The organism is Aeoliella mucimassa (assembly GCF_007748035.1).
Classification (GTDB): Bacteria; Planctomycetota; Planctomycetia; order Pirellulales; family Lacipirellulaceae; genus Aeoliella; species Aeoliella mucimassa.
The window spans coordinates 5,901,224-5,919,937 of record NZ_CP036278.1 but is presented as its reverse complement, the minus strand read 5'-3'; the positions used below and the strand labels follow the sequence as shown (position 1 = coordinate 5,919,937).

Below are 18,714 nucleotides of genomic sequence, written 5' to 3'. Positions count from 1 at the left end.
CATCTATTGGTGGGTCGTAACCCTTAACCGAGGCGGTAGCGAAGACCAACCACCACGGCACCCATCAGGCTCAGCAGAGCATAGCCAGCAGGCTCAGGAACACGAATCGGCTCCTGGTAGAAAACCTGATCGATCCGCGACAGAGTTACCGAGGGATATCCGGTGTAGGCCAAAGCACCGATGTCCTTGTAAACATGCAGCGACGTAATCGGCTCTGGTTCGTTGAAGTAAACCGAGTCCATCAGTTGCGAGAACTGGAGTCCTGCACCCTGACGATCGTCGTAGATCGACAACGTGTATTCACCATTCGCACCGAGCGGCAGGAAGTCTTCGGTCACGTTGATGGCACCAGCATCGCCCAACACGTTGGGGTTGCCAGCCAACATCACACCACTAATCTCGTAGTCTTCATCGAGCACGTCGACATCAAACTCAATCGCCGCGTCCGAACCACCTTGGGAGAAGGCTGAATCGCTGAAGTAGCCACGGAATCGAATACCGTAGTTGCCATCGTCGTCGACCAAACCAATCACCGAGATGCCAGAAGCACTCGGCATATCGTCGGGAGTTACTTGAGCGTTGCCGTAGTTGAAGTTGCTAAACTGCTTATCGCCAACGACGTAGACACCGTCGTTGTCAATCAAGTCTGCGAGGCTGGCAGTGTCGCCTGTTTCTACCAAGGCCGCACTTGCTGAGCCGGCAAAACAACAACAGGTAACAAGGGCCACAAGTGCCCATGACGCCAGGGTGCTACTCTTCATTGTCTCATACCTTTCAAGGAATTGCTGTCTTGCTCTCGTTGGATAGCAAGCCTCACAGCGGGATAAATGCTAAGATTCCAAAAATCATATTCATCGTATTGTTAGTAATGATGCTGGCCGCCCTGCTGCATCGAACCTGCCTGGACATCCGCTGTCGCGGCGCCCCCTCTCTCACTTCACCATCAGGTTTTCTGCGGTCGACATACGGCCGATTGCATCGATGGAACTTCTCGCCTGCTTATCTGTTTCTTCTGCTTTGCTTTGTTTCTCACCATGCGTGAGCATGGGCGTGCCTGAGGGTTACCATGCCGATCGTTTATTACGACGCTGATGGATTCCTCCCTGCGACGAGCTGCGACGTTTCGATTGCCCACTGGCACCCCTCGAAAGCTTCGCTCCCTTTGTCTTTGCCTGGCGGTTTCGCGATGGCGTAGGCATTCGCTGAAAACGTTCCAGGTGTTCAAATTCACTGCTATCTATTGCATCAGCCATGCATCGATCCTCTATCGATTCGCGCGACCTCGCCACGCAACGCGGCGCAGTCTCACGATCTGTGGTTACCTTGTAACGATGCCACTTGGTGACGATCCATGGCTTGCACTTCCGCTACTGGTGTGGCTTCGATGCAGTGACTTCAATTACTCCCGTGGATGAGGGTTGTCTGGTTAGCCGCTTCAAGGCCAACCGAGCTTCCCGAAATAACACATCCAATTCTGTTTTGCCGTCGAATCCCGGCAGGTAAACCCACACGCCGATCTGACGTGCGGTGATCTCGCCGATGGGATCTTCTGGTACCCCATTCACAATCAACAGCGGGACATGATCGCGCGACAAGTCGCCCGCCAGGCCCTGGTAGTCGTTCTGCATCGAACTGCCGGCCACGCTCTGGATGTCGACGAACGCCAACTCGTATTTCTTACGAAACACCAGTTTCATGGCCTCGAGCACAGTGACACAGGCATCGAGGTTCCACCCCTCGGTGCAGGCCACTCGTTCGAGAATTTTGCGATGCTGCTTATCATCCGAGATCAGCAGACACCCGATGGTGCTTGCCGGACCCGAACGATTCATGGTGACGACAGGCGCACCTACAACCGCCAAATCTGGTTGAATTGTTCGCGTCGTACTCATCACCAACTTCTCTCGCCGAGTCGCGACTGATCACCCGCTGGTAAAGCCATTGCCAAACGGCGCGAAACTGCGGGGCGGCAGCTTCATGGCACGGTTCTCACATTTCAGGCGTAAGCAAAGTTCAACACTTACACCCCAGTCGCACATGCTTTGTTTCAGCGCGACCGGCAATGACTTGCTTTCTCCTCACGAACCAAGATGCTCGCATCATGCGATCACTTGATTTCAGTATTCGATGGTTTGTCTCAACGCAGAGGACGCATGCAACCGCATGGCCTCACGCGACTCGCGTCTCTCGCAGGAACAACTTGCTTGTTAGTTGCTGCCCCCACCTACGCGGAGATCGCAATCGCGACCCAAGGTGCAGCTGCTACCAGTTCACCTTCTTGCGTCGGCGACGGTGAATACCGTTGAACGACTGAGGCGCCTTGCCTTTGCGACGACCTTGCGGTGCACGCCGCTTGCTCGAGTTGCTCTGCGACGAACGAATGTGCTCGAAGCTATCGGTGCCGTACTTGGATTCTGCGTTTTCGTAGACTTGCTCGATGCTCATGACCGAACTCCTGGTTTGCTATCAAACGGATTTCGTTCCGCCATGCGGAACGGCATCAGACGCTGCATCGTGGCGCTTGCGGGGCAATCCACCCCAACCGGCTCGGCGCCTACCTACACAGCCTCCGATCGCTCAGAGTTACTGACTTGCGACTCTCCTTTTGCGAGTCGCGTGCCAACCGCTGATGGCCCCCGAAGAGCGAAGCATAAACCTTTATGCAGAAAGCACTTACGGCATGTTGGCGAGTCGCGTGATGTCCGTTTCCCTCGCCGAAAGTCTCCCTCGGATTGTGAAAACGGCCGCAGTTAATCGTCGTAAGTCAAGTTTAATAAACGACTTAGAGTTCGTTTCACTATCGGAGTGAACCCTCACACTGCTGGTGAGTCCCCCCGGGCACTGGGCGAACGAAGATGCGGAAAACTTTCTATCAGCCCCAGATTTGTGGCAATTTGGGCAAAATAGTTGCCCCGAAGGCTTCGTAGACCTCTGCGAACACCGCGGATTCCCGCGAGGCGTCCAAGCGCGTTCACCAAACACAGGGAACCGGCTCACCAGAGTAGTGAGTTCCGTCCATCGACTTTGGGAAGATTATTCCCACGATGTGAGAAGGGGTTAACAGGGCCGCTTCAGAATTATGTCACCCATGCACCGAATGGGTGCAGACCAGCGGAGAGAAAAAAAGAATCGTTGTGCCATGGCCCAACGACTGATTCATGATGGCAAGCGATTAGGAGTCGGCGGACTCGTCGTCTTGTGCTTCGCTTTCGATCTGCGCCAACAACCGGGTCATCGTGTTAGCGTGAATACCCAACAGCTTGGCCGCCCGACCTTTATGCCCGCGAGTCGATTGCAGGGCTTGCTGTACCGCCACACGACGCAGCTTGGCGAGATTCGTGAAGGGGAGGGCGGGGACCGATGTCTGACGGGTGCGAGTAGAGGGAAGCGACGGCTCGCAATCGAGCACGTACGCTTGCTCTATCACATGACCCAATTGACGAATGTTACCGGGCCAGGTGTATTCGCAGAACTCGCGGAGACGCTCCGCCGAGGGAGTCCACGGGGTGCGTTGATACTTCGTGGCATACTTCATCGAGAAGTATTCGATGAAGCGTGGAATGTCGTCCGCACGATGGCGAAGCGGCGGCACTTCGAGCTCTACCATGTTCAAACGATAGTAGAGGTCTTCGCGGAATCGACCGGCTGCCACTTCGGCTTCGAGGTCGCGATTCGTCGCGGCAATGATTTGTACGTTGATGGGTACTGGGTGAGCAGCACCTACCGGAGTCACTTCGTTCTCTTGCAGCACGCGGAGCAGTTTAGGCTGCAATTCCGCAGGCATTTCGCCGACTTCGTCGAGGAAGACGATGCCACCGTTGCCGGCGCGGAACACACCCATGCTCGCTCCGGCAGCACCAGTAAACGCACCTTTCTCGTGACCGAACAGCTGACTCTCGGCCAGCGTTGGGGTGAGCGCGGCACAGTTGACCGGCACGAAGAGACGATCGCGGCGAGGGCCAAGTTCGTGGAGCAAGCGTGCCCACACTTCTTTACCAGTACCGGTTTCGCCGGTAATCAAGACAGGACACTGAACCTCCGCGGCTTTCTCGGCGTGGCTCGCAATGCGCGTTACGCGCGGATTGCTTCCCAGCACCCAGCTCTTGGGATGTTCTGGTGGTCGAGAGAGTAATTTCTCGATCGACGGTGTTAGTGCCTCTGATGCCATCGTTAGAATAGGTCCGCAGGTATGTCAGCCTCGCCTCACTAGCGTGCTGCATGCGAGCAACTGTTCCGGGTTACTCGACCTGCTATTGGCTTTAGGGGGTATCAATCACCGATTTACTCCTGCTTCTCAAAGAAGCAAATCGGTTGTCCATCGCTTCACTAGCGTTTCCATGAATCACAGTTTTCAAACGGGAGTTGCACGCTTTGAGAATTGCCTCCGGTATTCCTCAGAACGCGACAACCTTGAAGCTTCAATATACTCAGCCTCAACGGAATCCTCAATCAACTTGAATGAGTTAGCTAGAAAAACCCCAGCGATTGATTGAATTGCGGTTGCAATATCGATGGTAGCGATTACGAGGGTTATCGCGAGTCGCGACAACCAGCGAGCAGAAAGCCCGGCAATAGACGTAAGTCATTATACGCAAAAGACTTACTCAATTCTAGGCGGCTAACTCGGCCTCTTCGCCATGCGACTCACCGAGCCGCTGCACCGACACCACGGTGATGCCAAGCTCGGCGGCTCGCTGATGAAACTGGCTCGGCTCGAGCAAAATTGTGCGGTTTGCCTCAACCGCGAGCACTCTCCCCCCCGAACGGGCCATGCTTTCCAAGGTCCCCACGCCGATGGTCGGCACGTCGAACCGCATGTCCTGCTGTGGCTTGGCGGTTTTTACCACCGTGAATCCACCCTGGCGACAGAGCTGCCCCGCGCGGGCGATGCATTGGTCGGTGCCTTCCACCGCTTCGACAGCCAGCACCGCCTGCCCTTTCACACACACGCTTTGGCCCACGTCGAGCGCGCCCATCTGGCGAGCCAGGTGCCAGCCGAACTCAACGTCGGCATACTCGCTCGTCGACAGCGGGCGGCCTGCTACTTGCCCAGGCCCCACGAGCAAATCGGGGGCAAAGTCGGTCGCCGGCACGAACTCGATGCCTTGGCTCGCAAACGTGTCGACCACGGCCAGCAGCAGTGTATCGTCTTTCTTGTCGGACGACCGCGCGATGAAATGTGGATAGAAGGCCTTGAAGGTGGTCCAATCGGGCATGAGCTGCCAGATGGCATTTGGGTTAAACAGATTCACCTTGTGAATCTTGCCGGCCATCGTGGCCTGCGTCGCACCTTGCTTGCGAAACCACCGCGTCGCCCGCCCGAACTTGGCGAGCCCCACCCAGTCGAACTCGTCGCACACCTTGGCCAGATTGGCATCGGCATAGCCTTTCACACCCAGGCAGCAAACGCGATAGCCATTGTCGCGCAAGCTTTCGGCGACCACCAACGGAAACCGGCCCCATGCGGCTAATAGGCCGATGGTTGGCTGGGTGGTGCTGGTATGCGTTGCTTCGCGTTGGCTCATCGTGTCGATCGAATCGGGATCAGGCAGCGGGGTCCATGACTTTGCAGTTTGTCTGGTCGGAAGCTTGCTCTGCTACACTTTCCAGCTCGCGTACCGCTTTCTGCAGTTGCTTGAATTGCTTCCGAAGTTCGGGCAGCTTGGCCAACGAAGCAAGCAGAATCTTCTGATCGCGCTCCGGAGTAGCGGGGGCACCAAAGGCGACCACGCCTGGGGCGATATCGTTCGATACGCCGGCCATGGCACCGATGCGGGCCCCTTCGCCGATGTGCACGTGATCGCGAACCCCAACCTGCCCTGCCATGACGACGTAGTCGCCGGTGGTAGTGCTGCCGGCAATGCCGACCTGAGCACATAACAGATTGTGACGACCGATTTGGCAGTTGTGAGCGACTTGCACCAGGTTATCGATCTTGGTGCCATCGCCAACGCGAGTTGCACTGTAGGTTCCGCGATCGATCGTCGCGTTGGCACCGACTTCTACGCGTTTGCCGATAATCACGTTGCCCAACTGGGCGGAGAGTTCGTGTTGTCCGTCGACCGGGCGATAACCAAAGCCATAGGCTCCGATCACAGCGCCCGAGTGAATGATCGATTCGTCGCCGACCACGGTGTCTTCATAAAGCACCACGCCGGGGAAGATGGTGACGTTCTTGCCGATCTGGCAGCCCGGCATCACGTGCACACCAGCGTGAATCACAGTGCCGCCGCCGATTTCGACGTCGGTATCAATCGTCGCCCCTGGACCGATCGAAACTTGAGGATCGATGCGTGCCTGGGGACTCACGATGGCCGAATCGGAAATACCGGCGTAGAGCTGCGTCCGCTGCGGGCGGAAGTGGGATACGATCAACCGAAAGGCCGCGTGCACGTCGGCGACGACGATCACCGGCTTGCCTTCGCACACGGTTCCCTCAGGCACCACGATGGCCTCGGCTAGCGATGCCACGGCCTGGCCCACTCGCTCCGACTGGTCGATGAACGTGATTTCGCCAGCGGCGACTTCGTCCAACGGGGCAGCACCACAAATCGTAAGTGTTTCGTTACCAACACAAGTGCCTTGCACCAGTTCAGCAAGGTCAACCAGAGTGGATCCGGGCAGGTCGGTCATGGGGGAAATCCTTTTCCCATTAGGATCAGATATAAACTCGAGGAGTCGCACCACAACTTCCATGTGTGGTGGCTGGGTGGCCAAATAGTACTGCCGGACTAAACAACCGACAACATCAACCATCGGCGATGCTAGCACTGCCGAAAATCGCCATAAAACTAGGCGTTTCGCAGGCTTTCGAGCAAGGTTCGGGCTTCTTCGAAATCACGCTGTAAACGAAGAAATGCATTTCGATCGCCGCCAAGGTCGGGATGCTCGTTCTTTACTCGTTGGCGGTAAGCGTGCAGCAGGTCGCTTTCGCTGCAGGGAAGCTTCAAATCGAACGCTGCCAGGCATTTGGGAGTTCGCTGCCGCCGACGCGACTCGTGGGCCACCCAAGCGGGTATCTGCACGGTGTAGTTCGACACCAGGACCAAAGCCCGCTTTAGCCGGCGGTAATGCGCCCGAACGTCACTCACCATCAGAATGAAGCCGACCAGGGGAACCCCCACGACCACCAGCACATACACGCCTAACGTCCAATAGTCGGCAGGCGTCGATGGCCATCCATCAGCTAGCAGCATTGGCGAGGGCATGATTCCGACTATTTGCTGGCGTTTTGGAGGAACTCTCGCTTCCGGGCTAAAAAACACCTACGTTCTTCATGACCGTAGTGTAATCGAGATGTCGGGGGGCAGCACTATTACTCCCTTACTTGCGATACGCTACTCAGGGGTCGATGGTTGCTGCTCAGGCTCAGTTTCGCCCTCCGTTTCGGCCGGCTCGTTGCCAGCTTCCGACGTTGGGACCTCTGTCGCTGCAGAGTCATCGCTCTCGGAAGCGTCGGGTTCCGGTTGCTCGCTTGGCTCGGTTTGCTCTTGATCCATCGTATCGGCCGACTCATCAGCAGGCGGGGTGTCGGCTAATGGGGTGAAACGAGTGACAACTTCCAGATCGGCTTCTTCGGGGGTAGGAAGCAAGTGGAACACCTCGTCGGAAATCTCGGTATCAAACGAAGCGTTGTAGAAGTCGAACTGCCAGACAAACTTCAAATACTCTTCACCGGGATGCAGTTCGCTGGTTAGTTGCTTGTTCTCTATTATCCAACCGATGGGGTTAGAACCCTCGCCTTCAGGCGAAACCTTCAGGTTCATATACTACTAGGATGGATAGTTACCGGACTGGGGCACATTGCCGCTTTATTTTGAAATGCCATTTCGTTTGGGGCGAGAAGTTACAGTAGGTGAGGAACTCGCGAAAGCTTCTGATGGAGTTCCAGCATCTGCAAAAGCAGTACTGGGGGCGTCATTTGTGGGCCCGCGGGTACTTTGTGGCGTCTAGCGGAAGTGTGACTGAGGAAGCGATTACCGCGTATATCCAGGGTCAGCGGGGAACGGAGCCCAAAGACGGGGAAGATAACTTCCGCGTAACGCCTTCGTGAGTGAAGGACTTCAGTCCGTAGCTCACGAACTCTTTCCAAACCTACCGGCTTCCAGCCGGTAGTAGTTCAGTTCCAGCCGCAGCAATAAGTAGGATCCTTTCTCGATCCAGCAAATGTGAGGGCCGGCATGTGTCGCGATTTTTACGCGGTAGCAGTCGGCCGGCACCTCTCCCTCACGCTCTAACTGAGCGGGGGGCAGCAACGCGAGTTCGCGGGCGGGATCCAGAAACCAGAGTGTCTCGTCCGGGCGGGCCAGCAGCATGTCGAGTTGCGGAAAGATGTCGCGAACCGGCCCTGGGAAAAGTCCTTTGCGGAGTTCCGGGTCGGGAGCCATGGTTTCGAGAGTCGCCTGCTCGGGAGCTGGCAGAGTGAGCCGCTGCGGCTCGAGTGTTGAGACCGAGCCTTCCAGGGTGGTTCCATCGCAAGCGACGAACGCAGCAAACGGCTCGGCATCGGGCTGGGGTTCGATGCGGGTGATTAAAAACCGGTTCGGCCGCTGAAACATGACCCCCAAGGCAATCGGCAGCCCATGATGCTGCAAACCATCCACCGCTGTCACGTAGTGGGTGCCATAATCAGCAGCGTCCACGTACGACGCAGCATTCCGGTAGGCCGCAGCCATGTTCTCCAGAATCTGCCGGGCGGTCAGTTCGTCCGATTTCGGCTCGGTATCTTGCAGCCCTGATTCGGCACCTGCATCCGGCGTCGATTTCGGCGTTTCGCTGCAGCCGAGATGGGTCGCCGAGATCAGCCATACTCCTGCCAGCAACCATCGCACTCCCCGGCTAGTCATCAGTACCTCACCCTGTGAAAAAGGTCCTTGTTTCGAAGCTTTCAACGTAGCATAGCCCAGGGCAATCGACCATCGCGGGTTGACCCTCGACACCGAGCACCGATACGATTCGTTACTCCCGTGTTGGCAAGCCAGTGATGCGTAACGGCCGGCCCTACCCACCCCTTCCGCGAATTTCCTACTACCAATATGCCCGTAGTTACCCACATTCACCTTGGCGACTGTCCCCCGCTCGAGCTGTCGCTCCGCGACGAAGCCTGGATTGGTTGCCACGAACCCCAATCGCCCGGCGAGGCCGAATCGCTCGACGTGGCCGCCGCTACGATGGCAGCCTTGCAGCAGCCGGTCGGCTTTCCGCCGATCACGCAGGCGATGGTGCCTGGCGATCAGGTGGCGATTGCCCTGGGTGCCGATGTGCGGCAGGCCGATGCTGTGGTGCGGGGCTTGGTCGCCGCGCTCGAATGGGCCGGCGCTGGGCGTGAGTCGGTGCAGGTGGTCGTCGGCAGCACTGCCGAAGCCGACACCCTACGCGAACAACTACAAGATTTGGTGCAGGATGGTTGCGTGGTGATCGGGCATACCCCGTCGGACGAGAAAGCGTTGTGCTATCTGGCCGCGGTCGACGAGGTGCCGCTACTGATGTGTCGCGAGTTGTTTGAGGCCGACGTGGTGATTCCCGTGGGTTGTGGTCGCACGGCGGGTTCCTACGATTCGCGCGGTCCCTACGAGTCGCTCTATCCACGCTTCTCCGATACGGCCACCCAGCGACGCTACGAGCAGGCCGACGCATTAGATGGTCCGACCGCCGTGTCCACCCGACGTGGCGAGACTGATCGCGCAGGGTGGTTGCTTGGTGCCTCGCTGGTGGTGCAAGTGGTCCCTGCTCCTGGCGGCGGTGTCGCCAAGGTGGTTGCCGGCGCACCCGACGACGTCGCCCAGGCGGTCGCGGAAGCATGCGATAGCCAGTGGGTTCAGGAAGTGGAAAGCCGCGCCCGACTGGTGGTCGCCACCCTGGCAGGCAACGAGCAAGAACAAACGTGGGACAACGTCGCGCGGGCATTGTACGCTGCGAGCCTCGCGGCCGACGAAGACTACAGCGCGGTGGCCATTTGCACGCGAATCCACACCCCACCCGGCAAGACGCTTCGCAAACTGATGACCATGAATGGCGACCTCGAACGCGTGGCTTCGGAGCTGCAAGGGGCTCAGACCGACGACGCCCAGGCGGCTTGGGAAATCTACAAAGCCCTGTGCCGCGGCCCGGTGTACTTCATGAGCCAACTCGACGAGGAAACCGTCGAAGAGCTAGGCATGACCCACGTCAACTCGCCCGAAGAACTGACTCGGCTCGTCGAGCGCAGCGAGAGCTGCCTGGTGCTGAACGAAGGGCAATACGCGGTACCGCGCTTCCCCGCTCACTCGCGTTAATTCAACAATCGGACCACCTCATGAGTGAGCTACGTTACTTCGCCGACTGGCCCGCCTCGACACTGACGATTCGTGGTGCCGACCGCACCCGCATTGTGCACAACCTCTGCACCGCCGACGTCAATAAGCTCTCGCCTGGCAACGCGTGCGAGGCATTTGTCACCAACGTAAAGGGGCATGTGGTCGCTCACTGCGTGGTTTGCTGCGGCGACGATGTACTCTCACTAGTCGTATTGGCTGCCGATGTAGCGGAACTGGCCAAGCACTTCGGTAAGTACATCATCAGCGAAGATGCTACGGTCGAAGTCGCGTCCGAGAAGCCTTTGCTACTGACCGGGAGTCTCGAAGGTTGCGAGTCGGCAGATGGTTTCGCCTGCACGCTCACCGGGGCAGACGCCTGGATCGTGCTCGCTGGCAACATCGAACGAGCCGAGCAACTCGGCTACCAAGCAGCAACCGTAGAGCAATTTGACGCACTGCGGACCGCGGCCGGGTGGCCCTTGGCCGGCGTTGATTTCGGTGAAAGCACGCTGCCGCAGGAGCTGAATCGCAACGAGCTGGCGATTAGCTTCACCAAGGGCTGTTACCTGGGGCAGGAGACAATCGCCCGCCTCGATGCGTTGGGGCATGTCAACAAACAAATCGCGGTGGTAAGAGCTTCGCCGGGCGTTGAGTTATCGGTGGGAACCACGCTGCACCGCGACGACAACCTGGTGGGCTCCGTAACCACCGCCGCGTTAGTGGGCGAATGCTGGCAGAGCCTGGCGATGATTCGCCGCGGGAGCTTCGCGCCGGGGACACAGCTCGATTCGGAAGCGGGCAAAGTCGAAGTGATCGCTGCGGTGCGTCCAAGTAAGTCGTAGGTTGTTTGTACTAAAACGATCACACAAACGCTCGGCAATCAAACACCTATCGGCTGGCCATTCTTTGCATTTCTTGCCAATCAACTCCTCTTTATGATCGGCTTGGCGCGGTCGTAACGATCGCAACGAACGATGTAGCGCCTCCACCGCTTATGCACCGAAATGTTCGTCGCTCGGGTCACCGAACCGCCGATTGCTTTTTGAGGGGTCGCCATGCGCTCGCGCAGTCACGGAGGTGCGATCCATGATGGCCATGTCGGTTCGATTTGCTCAATTGCTGTTCGAAGGGTAGGTACAATGCAATTTCCACAAGGAGTGTGGGCTTGCCTGACAGCCACGCTATTTGTGGCCCCGGTGTGCGCACAGCAACTTAGCGTCGGTCCTGATCCAACACTTCCCGAATCCATTTCGCTCGAGCAGTCTTTAGACCAACCTTCGCTTGATGACGTTGAAGACGAAGACCTGCTCGACATGGATCTTGAGCAACTCACGCGGGCCGATGTGATGGTGGCCGGGGAGATGGACACCGAAGTGTCGATCGCCACGCGAACTGCCCAACCGATCTCACAAACCGCCGCAGCAGTATTTGTGATCACCAACGAGATGATCACTCGCAGCGGCGCCCGCAACATCCCCGAAGCCCTCCGCTTGGCGCCCGGGGTGCACGTCGCCCGCTCGAACTCCCACACGTGGGCGATCTCGATCCGCGGGTTCTCCACCCAATACGCGAACAAACTGCTGGTGCAGATCGATGGCCGGGCGATCTATACTCCTATCTTTGGCGGCACGTTCTGGGACCAGCAGTTGGTACCGATGCACGATATCGAGCGGATTGAAGTGATTCGCGGGCCGGGCTCGTCGGTCTGGGGAGCAAACGCCACCAACGGGGTGATCAATATCGTCACCAAGCACTCCCGCGATACCCGAGGTGGTTATGCCGAAGCAGGGGGAGGCAACGAACACCGCCATTTTGGGCACCTCCGTTGGGGCGGCGGCGACTCCGAGCTCACGTACCGAGTGTATGCCATGGAATCCGAGGACGACTTCGGCTACCGGGCCGATCAGCCTCCCAGCGATGGTCGTGATGGAGCGACCGTCGGGTTCCGCGCCGATTGGAAGCCCACCTGCCAGGATGAGTTCACTTTCACGGGAAACCTGCTTAAAGGCAACTCCAATTTTGGAGCCCCCTACGTTGGTATCGAAAGCGAGAACATTCTGGCTCGCTGGAATCACCAAGTCGACCAAGATACCGACTGGCAAATTCAGCTGTATTACGATCAGTTCGATCGCGAAGACGACTTCCCACCCTTCTATGTGAATAGCCAATCAGCGCACCGCGCTTTTGATCTCGACACGCTGTTCCATACTCGTTGGCGACAACGACACGACATTGTATGTGGATTTGGTTTTCGTGACTATCACACCGGCATCACCGGCACTGGTCTGGGGGACTTCCTCGCGCCGCAGCGTGATCAGTTCGACATCATTAGCTATTTCCTCCAAGACACTTACACGGTTGCAGAAGACTACTTGTACCTGACCTTGGGTAGCAAGATGGAACATACCGATTTCGTGGGCTTCACCTATCAGCCAACGGTTAAGCTGGCCCTGACGCCCGACGAGCGGACCTCGCTCTGGGCGTCGGCTGCTCGGGCGGTACGCACCCCCAGCCAGAGCGACCGTGATCTGAATTACTATCTGCCACAGCCATCGCCGCCCGATGTGCTGGGCGTCGGCTCGCGTTCGGTCATGGCCGAATCGGCTATGGTTTACGAACTTGGCATCCGCCGACAGGAGTCCGACAGCTTCTATTGGGACCTGACAGCCTACTACTCTGACTACGACGACGTGATCAGCTTTGTACCTCAGAGCCAAACGCCGTCGTTGATCACGGTGCAATACGACAACGCCTACTCCGGCGCGGTTTACGGAGCCGAGCTTTTGGCCATGCTCGAAGTGAACGAATGCTGGCGGCTGCGAGGATTCTACACCTGGATGCAAACAACGGGGGATTTGGGCCCCACAGGGATCGACTCGTTTGGCGTGCCGCTCGATATGTTCGTGCACAACACGGCTTCGATCACGTCGAGCCACGATCTGACTTCAAAACTGAAGTTCGACGGCACGCTTCGATACGTCGACTCGGTCCGCGGCGGCGTGTCGCACTACATCGTGGCCGACGTCCGACTCGCCTACCGTCCCTGCAAGCACTGGGAGTACTCGGTCGTGGGACAGAACCTATTCGATGACAAGCACCTGGAATCGACCCAGGACCTTTACGAATCGACCGAAGTGCAAACGGGCGTGTTCGGTATGGTGAGCTGCGAGTTCTAGCCGCAACAAGCTAAGCGATTCCCTCGCCGGCTGCTGGCTGGCGGTGCCGTAGCATGGCTTTCAAGGCCACCAAGTCGTACAGGGCGTGGGCCACCGCGGCACTAAGGATTTCCCCCTGCCAGTAGGCGAGACTGCCAAAATAGACGCCGATGACCGTCGCCAGTACGAAATAAGTCCGCGAAGCCGCATGCACGATTCCGAATAACAGGCTCACCAGCAAGATGCCGACCAGTGGTGTCGTCACCCGAATCGCCAGCGGTTGTAGGGCGCCGCGGAACAGCAACTCCTCCCCAGCCCCCGCGGCCAACGAGATGAGCAGTAGCCCCCCGAACGACTGCCCAGCAAGCCAGGGCCCAATCGCCCGATCGACCAATTGCCGAAGCCGAACGAGCGGTCGCCAGCGACTATGAAGCAGGAAAAACAGCCCTGGCATCAGCAGCAGTGCGGCCAGCAGCCCTGCAACAGCAGCCCGATCGAGGTCCGCTGGCCAACAAACGTCGGCTATTGGGATGTCCGCCAGCCAGGCAATGGCGAGCCCCAGGGCCCCTAAGCCCAGCTCGAATCCGACGATGAGCCCGAGCACTCGGCGGGGGTCTGTAGGGGGTTGTTGGATGGTACTCACAGGGGTTTCTCCGCGGGTCGCAAGGGGTGGGACGCTTGACGAATCGCCAAATCGCCCGCTAGATTGACCCATTCTTTATTGCTGCAAGGGGCCCGCCTTGGGTCTGCGTTTGGGGCCACATTGCCCGGCTGGCCATCGTGCCATCGCTTCGCACCCTTGCCATGACACCTACATTGAATCGTTTCCACCCAAGAATACCAAGGACAACCCAGGCATGGCCAAGAAGAAGAAATCTTCCAGCTCCAAGTCGAAGATGGTGTACTACTTCGGCAAGACCCGTACCGACGGCGACGGATCGATGAAGCAACTGCTCGGCGGCAAAGGTGCCAACCTGGCCGAGATGACCTCGATCGGCCTGCCAGTGCCTCCAGGTTTCACCATCACCACCGAGTGCTGCGGCCAGTACTACAAAGAGAAGCAAAAGCTTCCGACCGGCCTGATGGACGAAGTGAACGCCGCAGTAGCCATCCTGGAAAAGGAAAACGGCAAGAAGTTCGGCGACACCAACAATCCTCTCTTGGTGAGCGTACGCTCGGGTGCTGCTCTGTCGATGCCCGGCATGATGAACACCATCCTCAACCTGGGCCTCAACGACGAGTCGGTGGTTGGCCTGGCCAACGACACTGGCAACGAGCGTTTTGCTTACGACGCTTATCGTCGCTTGATCAACATGTACGGCGACGTGGTCATGGAAGTGCACCACGAGTACTTCGAAGAAGCCTTCAGCAAAATCAAGAAGAAGTACGGCGTCGACCTCGACACCGAAGTTCCGACCAAGGGCTTGATCGAACTCGTAGCCGAGTACAAGAAGGTCTACAAGAAGCACACCAAGCAAGAATTCCCTCAAGACCCCATCAAGCAGCTCGAGCTGGCTATCGAAGCGGTGTTCAAGAGCTGGAACAGCGACAAGGCCATCTCGTACCGCCGCATTGAAGGTATCACCGGCCTGGTCGGTACCGGCGTTAACGTGCAGAGCATGGTGTTCGGTAACATGGGCGAAGACTCCGGCACCGGTGTCGCCTTTACCCGCAACCCCTCGACCGGCGAGAACAAGTTCTACGGCGAGTTCCTGGTGAACGCCCAGGGCGAAGACGTGGTCGCTGGTATCCGCACCCCGCAACCTGTGGCCGAAATGCCGAAGTGGAAGTGCGACGCCGACAAGACGATCGGCAAGAAGGTGCACGCCGAGCTGATGGCCATCAAGACCAAGCTCGAGAAGCACTACAAGGACGTGCAAGACATCGAGTTCACCATCGAGCGTGGCAAGCTGTACATGCTGCAAACTCGTACTGGTAAGCGGACCGGTGCTGCTGCAGTGCGGATCGCTTGCGAGATGGTCAAGGAAAAGCTGATCACCGAGAAGACCGCCGTGCTGCGGATTCCGCCAAACGACCTCACTCAGCTGCTGCTGCCGTCGTTCGATCCGGCTGCCAAGAAGAAGGAAAAGCCGCTGACGATCGGCCTGCCCGCTTCGCCGGGTGCCGCGTTCGGCATGCTAGCATTCACTGCCGACGAAGCGGTGGAGCGTGCCCACAACGGCGAAAAGGTGCTGCTGGTTCGTAAGGAAACCTCGCCTGAAGACGTCGACGGCATGCACTCGGCCGCTGGTATTCTGACCAGCACCGGTGGTATGACCAGCCACGCTGCGGTGGTTGCCCGTGGTTGGGGCAAGTGCTGCGTCGCTGGTGCAGGTGCTATTGAAATCGACGAAAAGGGTCGCAAGATCAAAGTCGGTGGCAAGACCTACACCCACAAGGACGTGCTGTCGATCGATGGCTCGACCGGCGAAGTCTACGGCGGCGAACTCGCTACCGTCGAGCCCAAACTGTCGGGCGACTTCGAAACCGTGATGAAGCTGTCGGACAAGTACCGCAAGCTTGGTATTCGCACGAATGCCGACTCGCCGGCCGATAGCAAGCGTGCTCGCGACTTCGGTGCCGAAGGCATCGGCTTGTGCCGTACCGAGCACATGTTCTTCGAGCCTGAGCGCATTATCCACATGCGTGAGATGATTCTGGCCGAAGAGAAGGAAGCTCGCGAAGCGGCTCTCAAGAAGTTGCTGCCTTACCAGCGGAAAGACTTCGAAGGCATCTTCAAGGCCATGAAGGGTCTGCCAGTGACAATTCGTCTGCTGGATCCCCCGCTGCACGAGTTCTTGCCGCACGACGCCAAGAGCCAAGCCGAAGTGAGCAAGGCCACCGGCATCACCACTGCCAAGATCAAGAACCGCGTGGCTCAGCTGCACGAAGCCAACCCGATGCTTGGTCACCGTGGTTGCCGCTTGAGCGTGACCTATCCCGAGATTCTCGTGATGCAGGTTACCGCCATCACCGAAGCGACGATCAGCTGCTTGAAGAAGAAGATCGACGCCCAGCCCGAAATCATGATTCCGCTGGTCGGAACCGTGAACGAGCTGTCGATGCTGCGTAAGATCGCCGAGGAAACCATCGAAGACGTGAAGGCCAAGAAGAAGTTCGATGGCAAGCTGCCGATCCTGATTGGCACCATGATCGAGATTCCTCGTGCTGCTCTGACCGCCGACGAAGTGGCCACCGAGGCCGACTTCTTCAGCTTCGGCACGAACGACCTGACTCAGATGACGTTCGGTTACAGCCGCGACGACATCAACTCGTTCCTGCCCGACTACCTGGGCGAAGAGATTCTCGAGAAGGACCCGTTCCAATCGCTCGACACCACCGGCGTGGGCCAACTGGTCTCGATCGCTGTCGAAAAGGGTCGTGCGACCAACGGCAAGCTCAAGCTCGGCATCTGCGGCGAGCATGGTGGCGATCCTGCCAGCATCGCGTTCTGCCACAAGGTTGGCCTGAACTACGTGAGCTGCAGCCCGTTCCGGGTGCCAATCGCCCGCTTGGCTGCTGCCCAAGCTGCCCTGAAGGACGCCTAAGCGATCCGTCAGGAGCACTCGGCCAAAATGGCCGGACGTGACGTTAACAAAAAAACCTGGAGGTTCCGTAAGGAGCCTCCAGGTTTTTTCTTTTTTGCGATGCTAACTACGAGGTAATTCAGCCTGCCAAACGATGAATGCGGTTGGAGGATTCGTACTCCTCCGTCTCGTTCATGATGCGGTACTGCATAACGTAGGCGTCTTCCGTGGAATCGTCGTAAAAATCTCGCAGCACGGCAGTCGCAAGAAAACCGTTTTGCTTGAAGAACAATTGTGCGGACAAGTTGGTTTCGCGAACTTCCAGCGAGATCCGGGTGCGGCGCTGACTGGAGAGTTTGCTGACTAGCTTCTCGATCATTTGCTGACCAATGCCCAATCGGCGATACTCGGGAGCCACGGCAAAATTGAGCACGTGTAACCGAGTCTTGTGCAGCTCGTAAATCATGAAGCCGACAACCCGTTCGCCATGTTCGGCAACCATGCCGATACAATTTCGTTGGCGTAGGCAGCGAACGAAGTCCTCCTCGAACCAAGGAAACTCAAAACTTCCCTTCTCGATTTGTAGCACTTCGCCCATATCGCGGCGGATCATCCAACGTATATGAACCCGCAGCTTCTCTTTGCCCTGAACTTGCATAAGGGGCCATCCTTCCGTGTCGGCCAGATGAGGTCATCTATCGGCAGGAACAAGCAGCGGTCGAGCCACTTGTCCCAACTGAGGGCCGCAAGGTAACAAAACCGGCTGGTGGTGCCAAGCGAGATAAATGCCGCCCTTGTCCTATTGCTAGCACCATCGTGCAAACGTCGCCTTGGTAGGTATGTCGGGCGACTATTTGGCCCCATTTCCAATTGGCCGGTGGGGGAGCCAGCATCGCCTGGTGGGCCACTGGAATCGGCCGGCGATGCGTCCGCAAACCACTCGGGGCGAGCTGCTGCGACCGGCTAGCGTTGGTGCTAACTACTGCGCGGCTGGGAGTCGATTCGGCAGGTTTGCCTAATACATGAGGATACGCGGGGGTTGGGCACACCGCGGGCAGTTCCGTGGCTCGGCGAGACCCGCGTCGAACGATGTGGCCGAGGCACTTAAACAGGTCGCCCATCTATTTCTGCCCGGTGAAGGCTTGGCACGTAGGCAACACCTGTTTTGGGATTGAGTTCTTCAGCAGTCATCGAAATTTCAGCAACACGAAGCGAAGCTGAAGACCGCTGGCAAAGAATCGCTTTGCCCCCGGGTTCCACTAGATATCGGTCGTAACACCATTCCGTAAAGTCGTCTATACTTCCTGGAGTGAACAATTCTTCCATCGCTTCTTCCAGGCAAGGTAGCCAGCCTGCAAAGTGGTTTCTCATATCGTCCTCGGTCCACCACAACTTTGGGCAGTCTTTATGTCGCACCTCGACAATAAGCGTCCCTCCCTTGCGTGCAATGAGGTGCTTCAACTCCTGCCACCGAAGACACCGCCCTTCGCTTGCAAGTCGGTCCTCCAAGCGGTCGTCACGCCGCAATGCAGCCCAGCGGTGAAAAGCAGAAAAAGGCAATGACACTAGGACGATGATCAGTAGCGGGATTCCGACTACGAGAAGTGACACTGGCAATACTATTGGAGCCAGCAGCAATTGCAACGCACGCTGCCACCATGATAAGTCTTCGGGGATGCTGGCGGCTTGCATGGCAATGCAACAAGAGCAAGGAGGTGAGTTGATTTAACTTCTATG

Annotated in this window: 17 protein-coding genes; 5 read left to right on the top strand and 12 right to left on the bottom strand. The window is 57.8% G+C overall.

Annotated elements, in window-relative coordinates; all coding sequences use genetic code 11:
* Nucleotides 1–23: 23 nt before the first annotated feature.
* The 8 genes from Pan181_RS23305 to Pan181_RS23270 all read right to left on the bottom strand — a co-directional run bounded on the left by Pan181_RS23305 (nucleotide 24) and on the right by Pan181_RS23270 (nucleotide 7,766).
* Nucleotides 24–761 (bottom strand): hypothetical protein, encoded by a 738-nt coding sequence (locus tag Pan181_RS23305; RefSeq protein WP_145250901.1) that lies wholly within the window; start codon nucleotides 759–761, stop codon nucleotides 24–26.
* Nucleotides 762–1,367: 606 nt separating this feature from the next.
* Nucleotides 1,368–1,832 carry a hypothetical protein gene (locus tag Pan181_RS23300; protein ID WP_145250898.1) on the bottom strand — a complete coding sequence of 155 codons (465 nt, stop codon included), beginning with the start codon at nucleotides 1,830–1,832 and terminating at the stop codon, nucleotides 1,368–1,370.
* Between the two features lie 430 nt (nucleotides 1,833–2,262).
* The gene (locus tag Pan181_RS23295; protein ID WP_145250895.1) at nucleotides 2,263–2,445 is read right to left on the bottom strand and encodes a hypothetical protein; all 183 of its coding nucleotides are present in this window, start codon (nucleotides 2,443–2,445) and stop codon (nucleotides 2,263–2,265) included.
* A 727-nt stretch (nucleotides 2,446–3,172) separates the two neighbouring features.
* The gene (locus Pan181_RS23290) at nucleotides 3,173–4,168 is read right to left on the bottom strand and encodes a sigma-54 interaction domain-containing protein (protein WP_145250892.1); all 996 of its coding nucleotides are present in this window, start codon (nucleotides 4,166–4,168) and stop codon (nucleotides 3,173–3,175) included.
* 442 nt (nucleotides 4,169–4,610) lie between these two features.
* Nucleotides 4,611–5,525 carry an LpxI family protein gene (locus Pan181_RS23285; protein ID WP_145250889.1) on the bottom strand — a complete coding sequence of 305 codons (915 nt, stop codon included), beginning with the start codon at nucleotides 5,523–5,525 and terminating at the stop codon, nucleotides 4,611–4,613.
* A gap of 19 nt (nucleotides 5,526–5,544) precedes the next feature.
* Nucleotides 5,545–6,633, bottom strand: a complete 1,089-nt coding sequence (gene lpxD, locus Pan181_RS23280) for a UDP-3-O-(3-hydroxymyristoyl)glucosamine N-acyltransferase (protein ID WP_145250886.1) — start codon at nucleotides 6,631–6,633, stop codon at nucleotides 5,545–5,547.
* Nucleotides 6,634–6,791: 158 nt separating this feature from the next.
* Nucleotides 6,792–7,208 carry a hypothetical protein gene (locus tag Pan181_RS23275; protein WP_145250883.1) on the bottom strand — a complete coding sequence of 139 codons (417 nt, stop codon included), beginning with the start codon at nucleotides 7,206–7,208 and terminating at the stop codon, nucleotides 6,792–6,794.
* 129 nt (nucleotides 7,209–7,337) lie between these two features.
* Nucleotides 7,338–7,766: a hypothetical protein gene (locus Pan181_RS23270; RefSeq protein ID WP_145250880.1), complete on the bottom strand. Its 429-nt coding sequence runs from the start codon at nucleotides 7,764–7,766 to the stop codon at nucleotides 7,338–7,340.
* 89 nt (nucleotides 7,767–7,855) lie between these two features.
* Between Pan181_RS23270 and Pan181_RS23265 the strand changes: the two genes are divergently transcribed.
* A complete protein-coding gene (locus tag Pan181_RS23265) occupies nucleotides 7,856–8,053 on the top strand; it encodes a transposase (protein WP_391483957.1) in 198 nt (65 codons plus the stop codon).
* A gap of 22 nt (nucleotides 8,054–8,075) precedes the next feature.
* Here Pan181_RS23265 and Pan181_RS23260 read toward each other — a convergent pair whose 3' ends face one another.
* Nucleotides 8,076–8,846 (bottom strand): hypothetical protein, encoded by a 771-nt coding sequence (locus Pan181_RS23260; RefSeq protein WP_145250877.1) that lies wholly within the window; start codon nucleotides 8,844–8,846, stop codon nucleotides 8,076–8,078.
* A 189-nt stretch (nucleotides 8,847–9,035) separates the two neighbouring features.
* On the opposite strand from Pan181_RS23260, the gene Pan181_RS23255 reads away from it, so the two are divergent.
* The 3 genes from Pan181_RS23255 to Pan181_RS23245 all read left to right on the top strand — a co-directional run bounded on the left by Pan181_RS23255 (nucleotide 9,036) and on the right by Pan181_RS23245 (nucleotide 13,471).
* Nucleotides 9,036–10,274 carry a lactate racemase domain-containing protein gene (locus tag Pan181_RS23255; RefSeq protein ID WP_145250874.1) on the top strand — a complete coding sequence of 413 codons (1,239 nt, stop codon included), beginning with the start codon at nucleotides 9,036–9,038 and terminating at the stop codon, nucleotides 10,272–10,274.
* Nucleotides 10,275–10,294: 20 nt separating this feature from the next.
* Entirely contained in the window at nucleotides 10,295–11,137 is an 843-nt protein-coding gene (gene ygfZ, locus Pan181_RS23250; RefSeq protein WP_145250871.1) for a CAF17-like 4Fe-4S cluster assembly/insertion protein YgfZ, read from the top strand.
* A gap of 297 nt (nucleotides 11,138–11,434) precedes the next feature.
* Complete coding sequence (locus Pan181_RS23245) at nucleotides 11,435–13,471, top strand: TonB-dependent receptor plug domain-containing protein (protein WP_197528629.1); 2,037 nt, start codon at nucleotides 11,435–11,437, stop codon at nucleotides 13,469–13,471.
* Nucleotides 13,472–13,481: 10 nt separating this feature from the next.
* Here Pan181_RS23245 and Pan181_RS23240 read toward each other — a convergent pair whose 3' ends face one another.
* Nucleotides 13,482–14,093: a CPBP family intramembrane glutamic endopeptidase gene (locus Pan181_RS23240; RefSeq protein WP_197528628.1), complete on the bottom strand. Its 612-nt coding sequence runs from the start codon at nucleotides 14,091–14,093 to the stop codon at nucleotides 13,482–13,484.
* Between the two features lie 214 nt (nucleotides 14,094–14,307).
* Between Pan181_RS23240 and ppdK the strand changes: the two genes are divergently transcribed.
* Nucleotides 14,308–16,998 carry a pyruvate, phosphate dikinase gene (gene ppdK / locus Pan181_RS23235; RefSeq protein WP_145250862.1) on the top strand — a complete coding sequence of 897 codons (2,691 nt, stop codon included), beginning with the start codon at nucleotides 14,308–14,310 and terminating at the stop codon, nucleotides 16,996–16,998.
* A gap of 118 nt (nucleotides 16,999–17,116) precedes the next feature.
* Here ppdK and rimI read toward each other — a convergent pair whose 3' ends face one another.
* Both rimI and Pan181_RS23225 read right to left on the bottom strand, forming a co-directional pair.
* The gene (gene rimI / locus Pan181_RS23230; RefSeq protein ID WP_145250859.1) at nucleotides 17,117–17,635 is read right to left on the bottom strand and encodes a ribosomal protein S18-alanine N-acetyltransferase; all 519 of its coding nucleotides are present in this window, start codon (nucleotides 17,633–17,635) and stop codon (nucleotides 17,117–17,119) included.
* A 446-nt stretch (nucleotides 17,636–18,081) separates the two neighbouring features.
* Complete coding sequence (locus tag Pan181_RS23225; RefSeq protein ID WP_145250856.1) at nucleotides 18,082–18,669, bottom strand: hypothetical protein; 588 nt, start codon at nucleotides 18,667–18,669, stop codon at nucleotides 18,082–18,084.
* Nucleotides 18,670–18,714 lie beyond the last annotated feature (45 nt).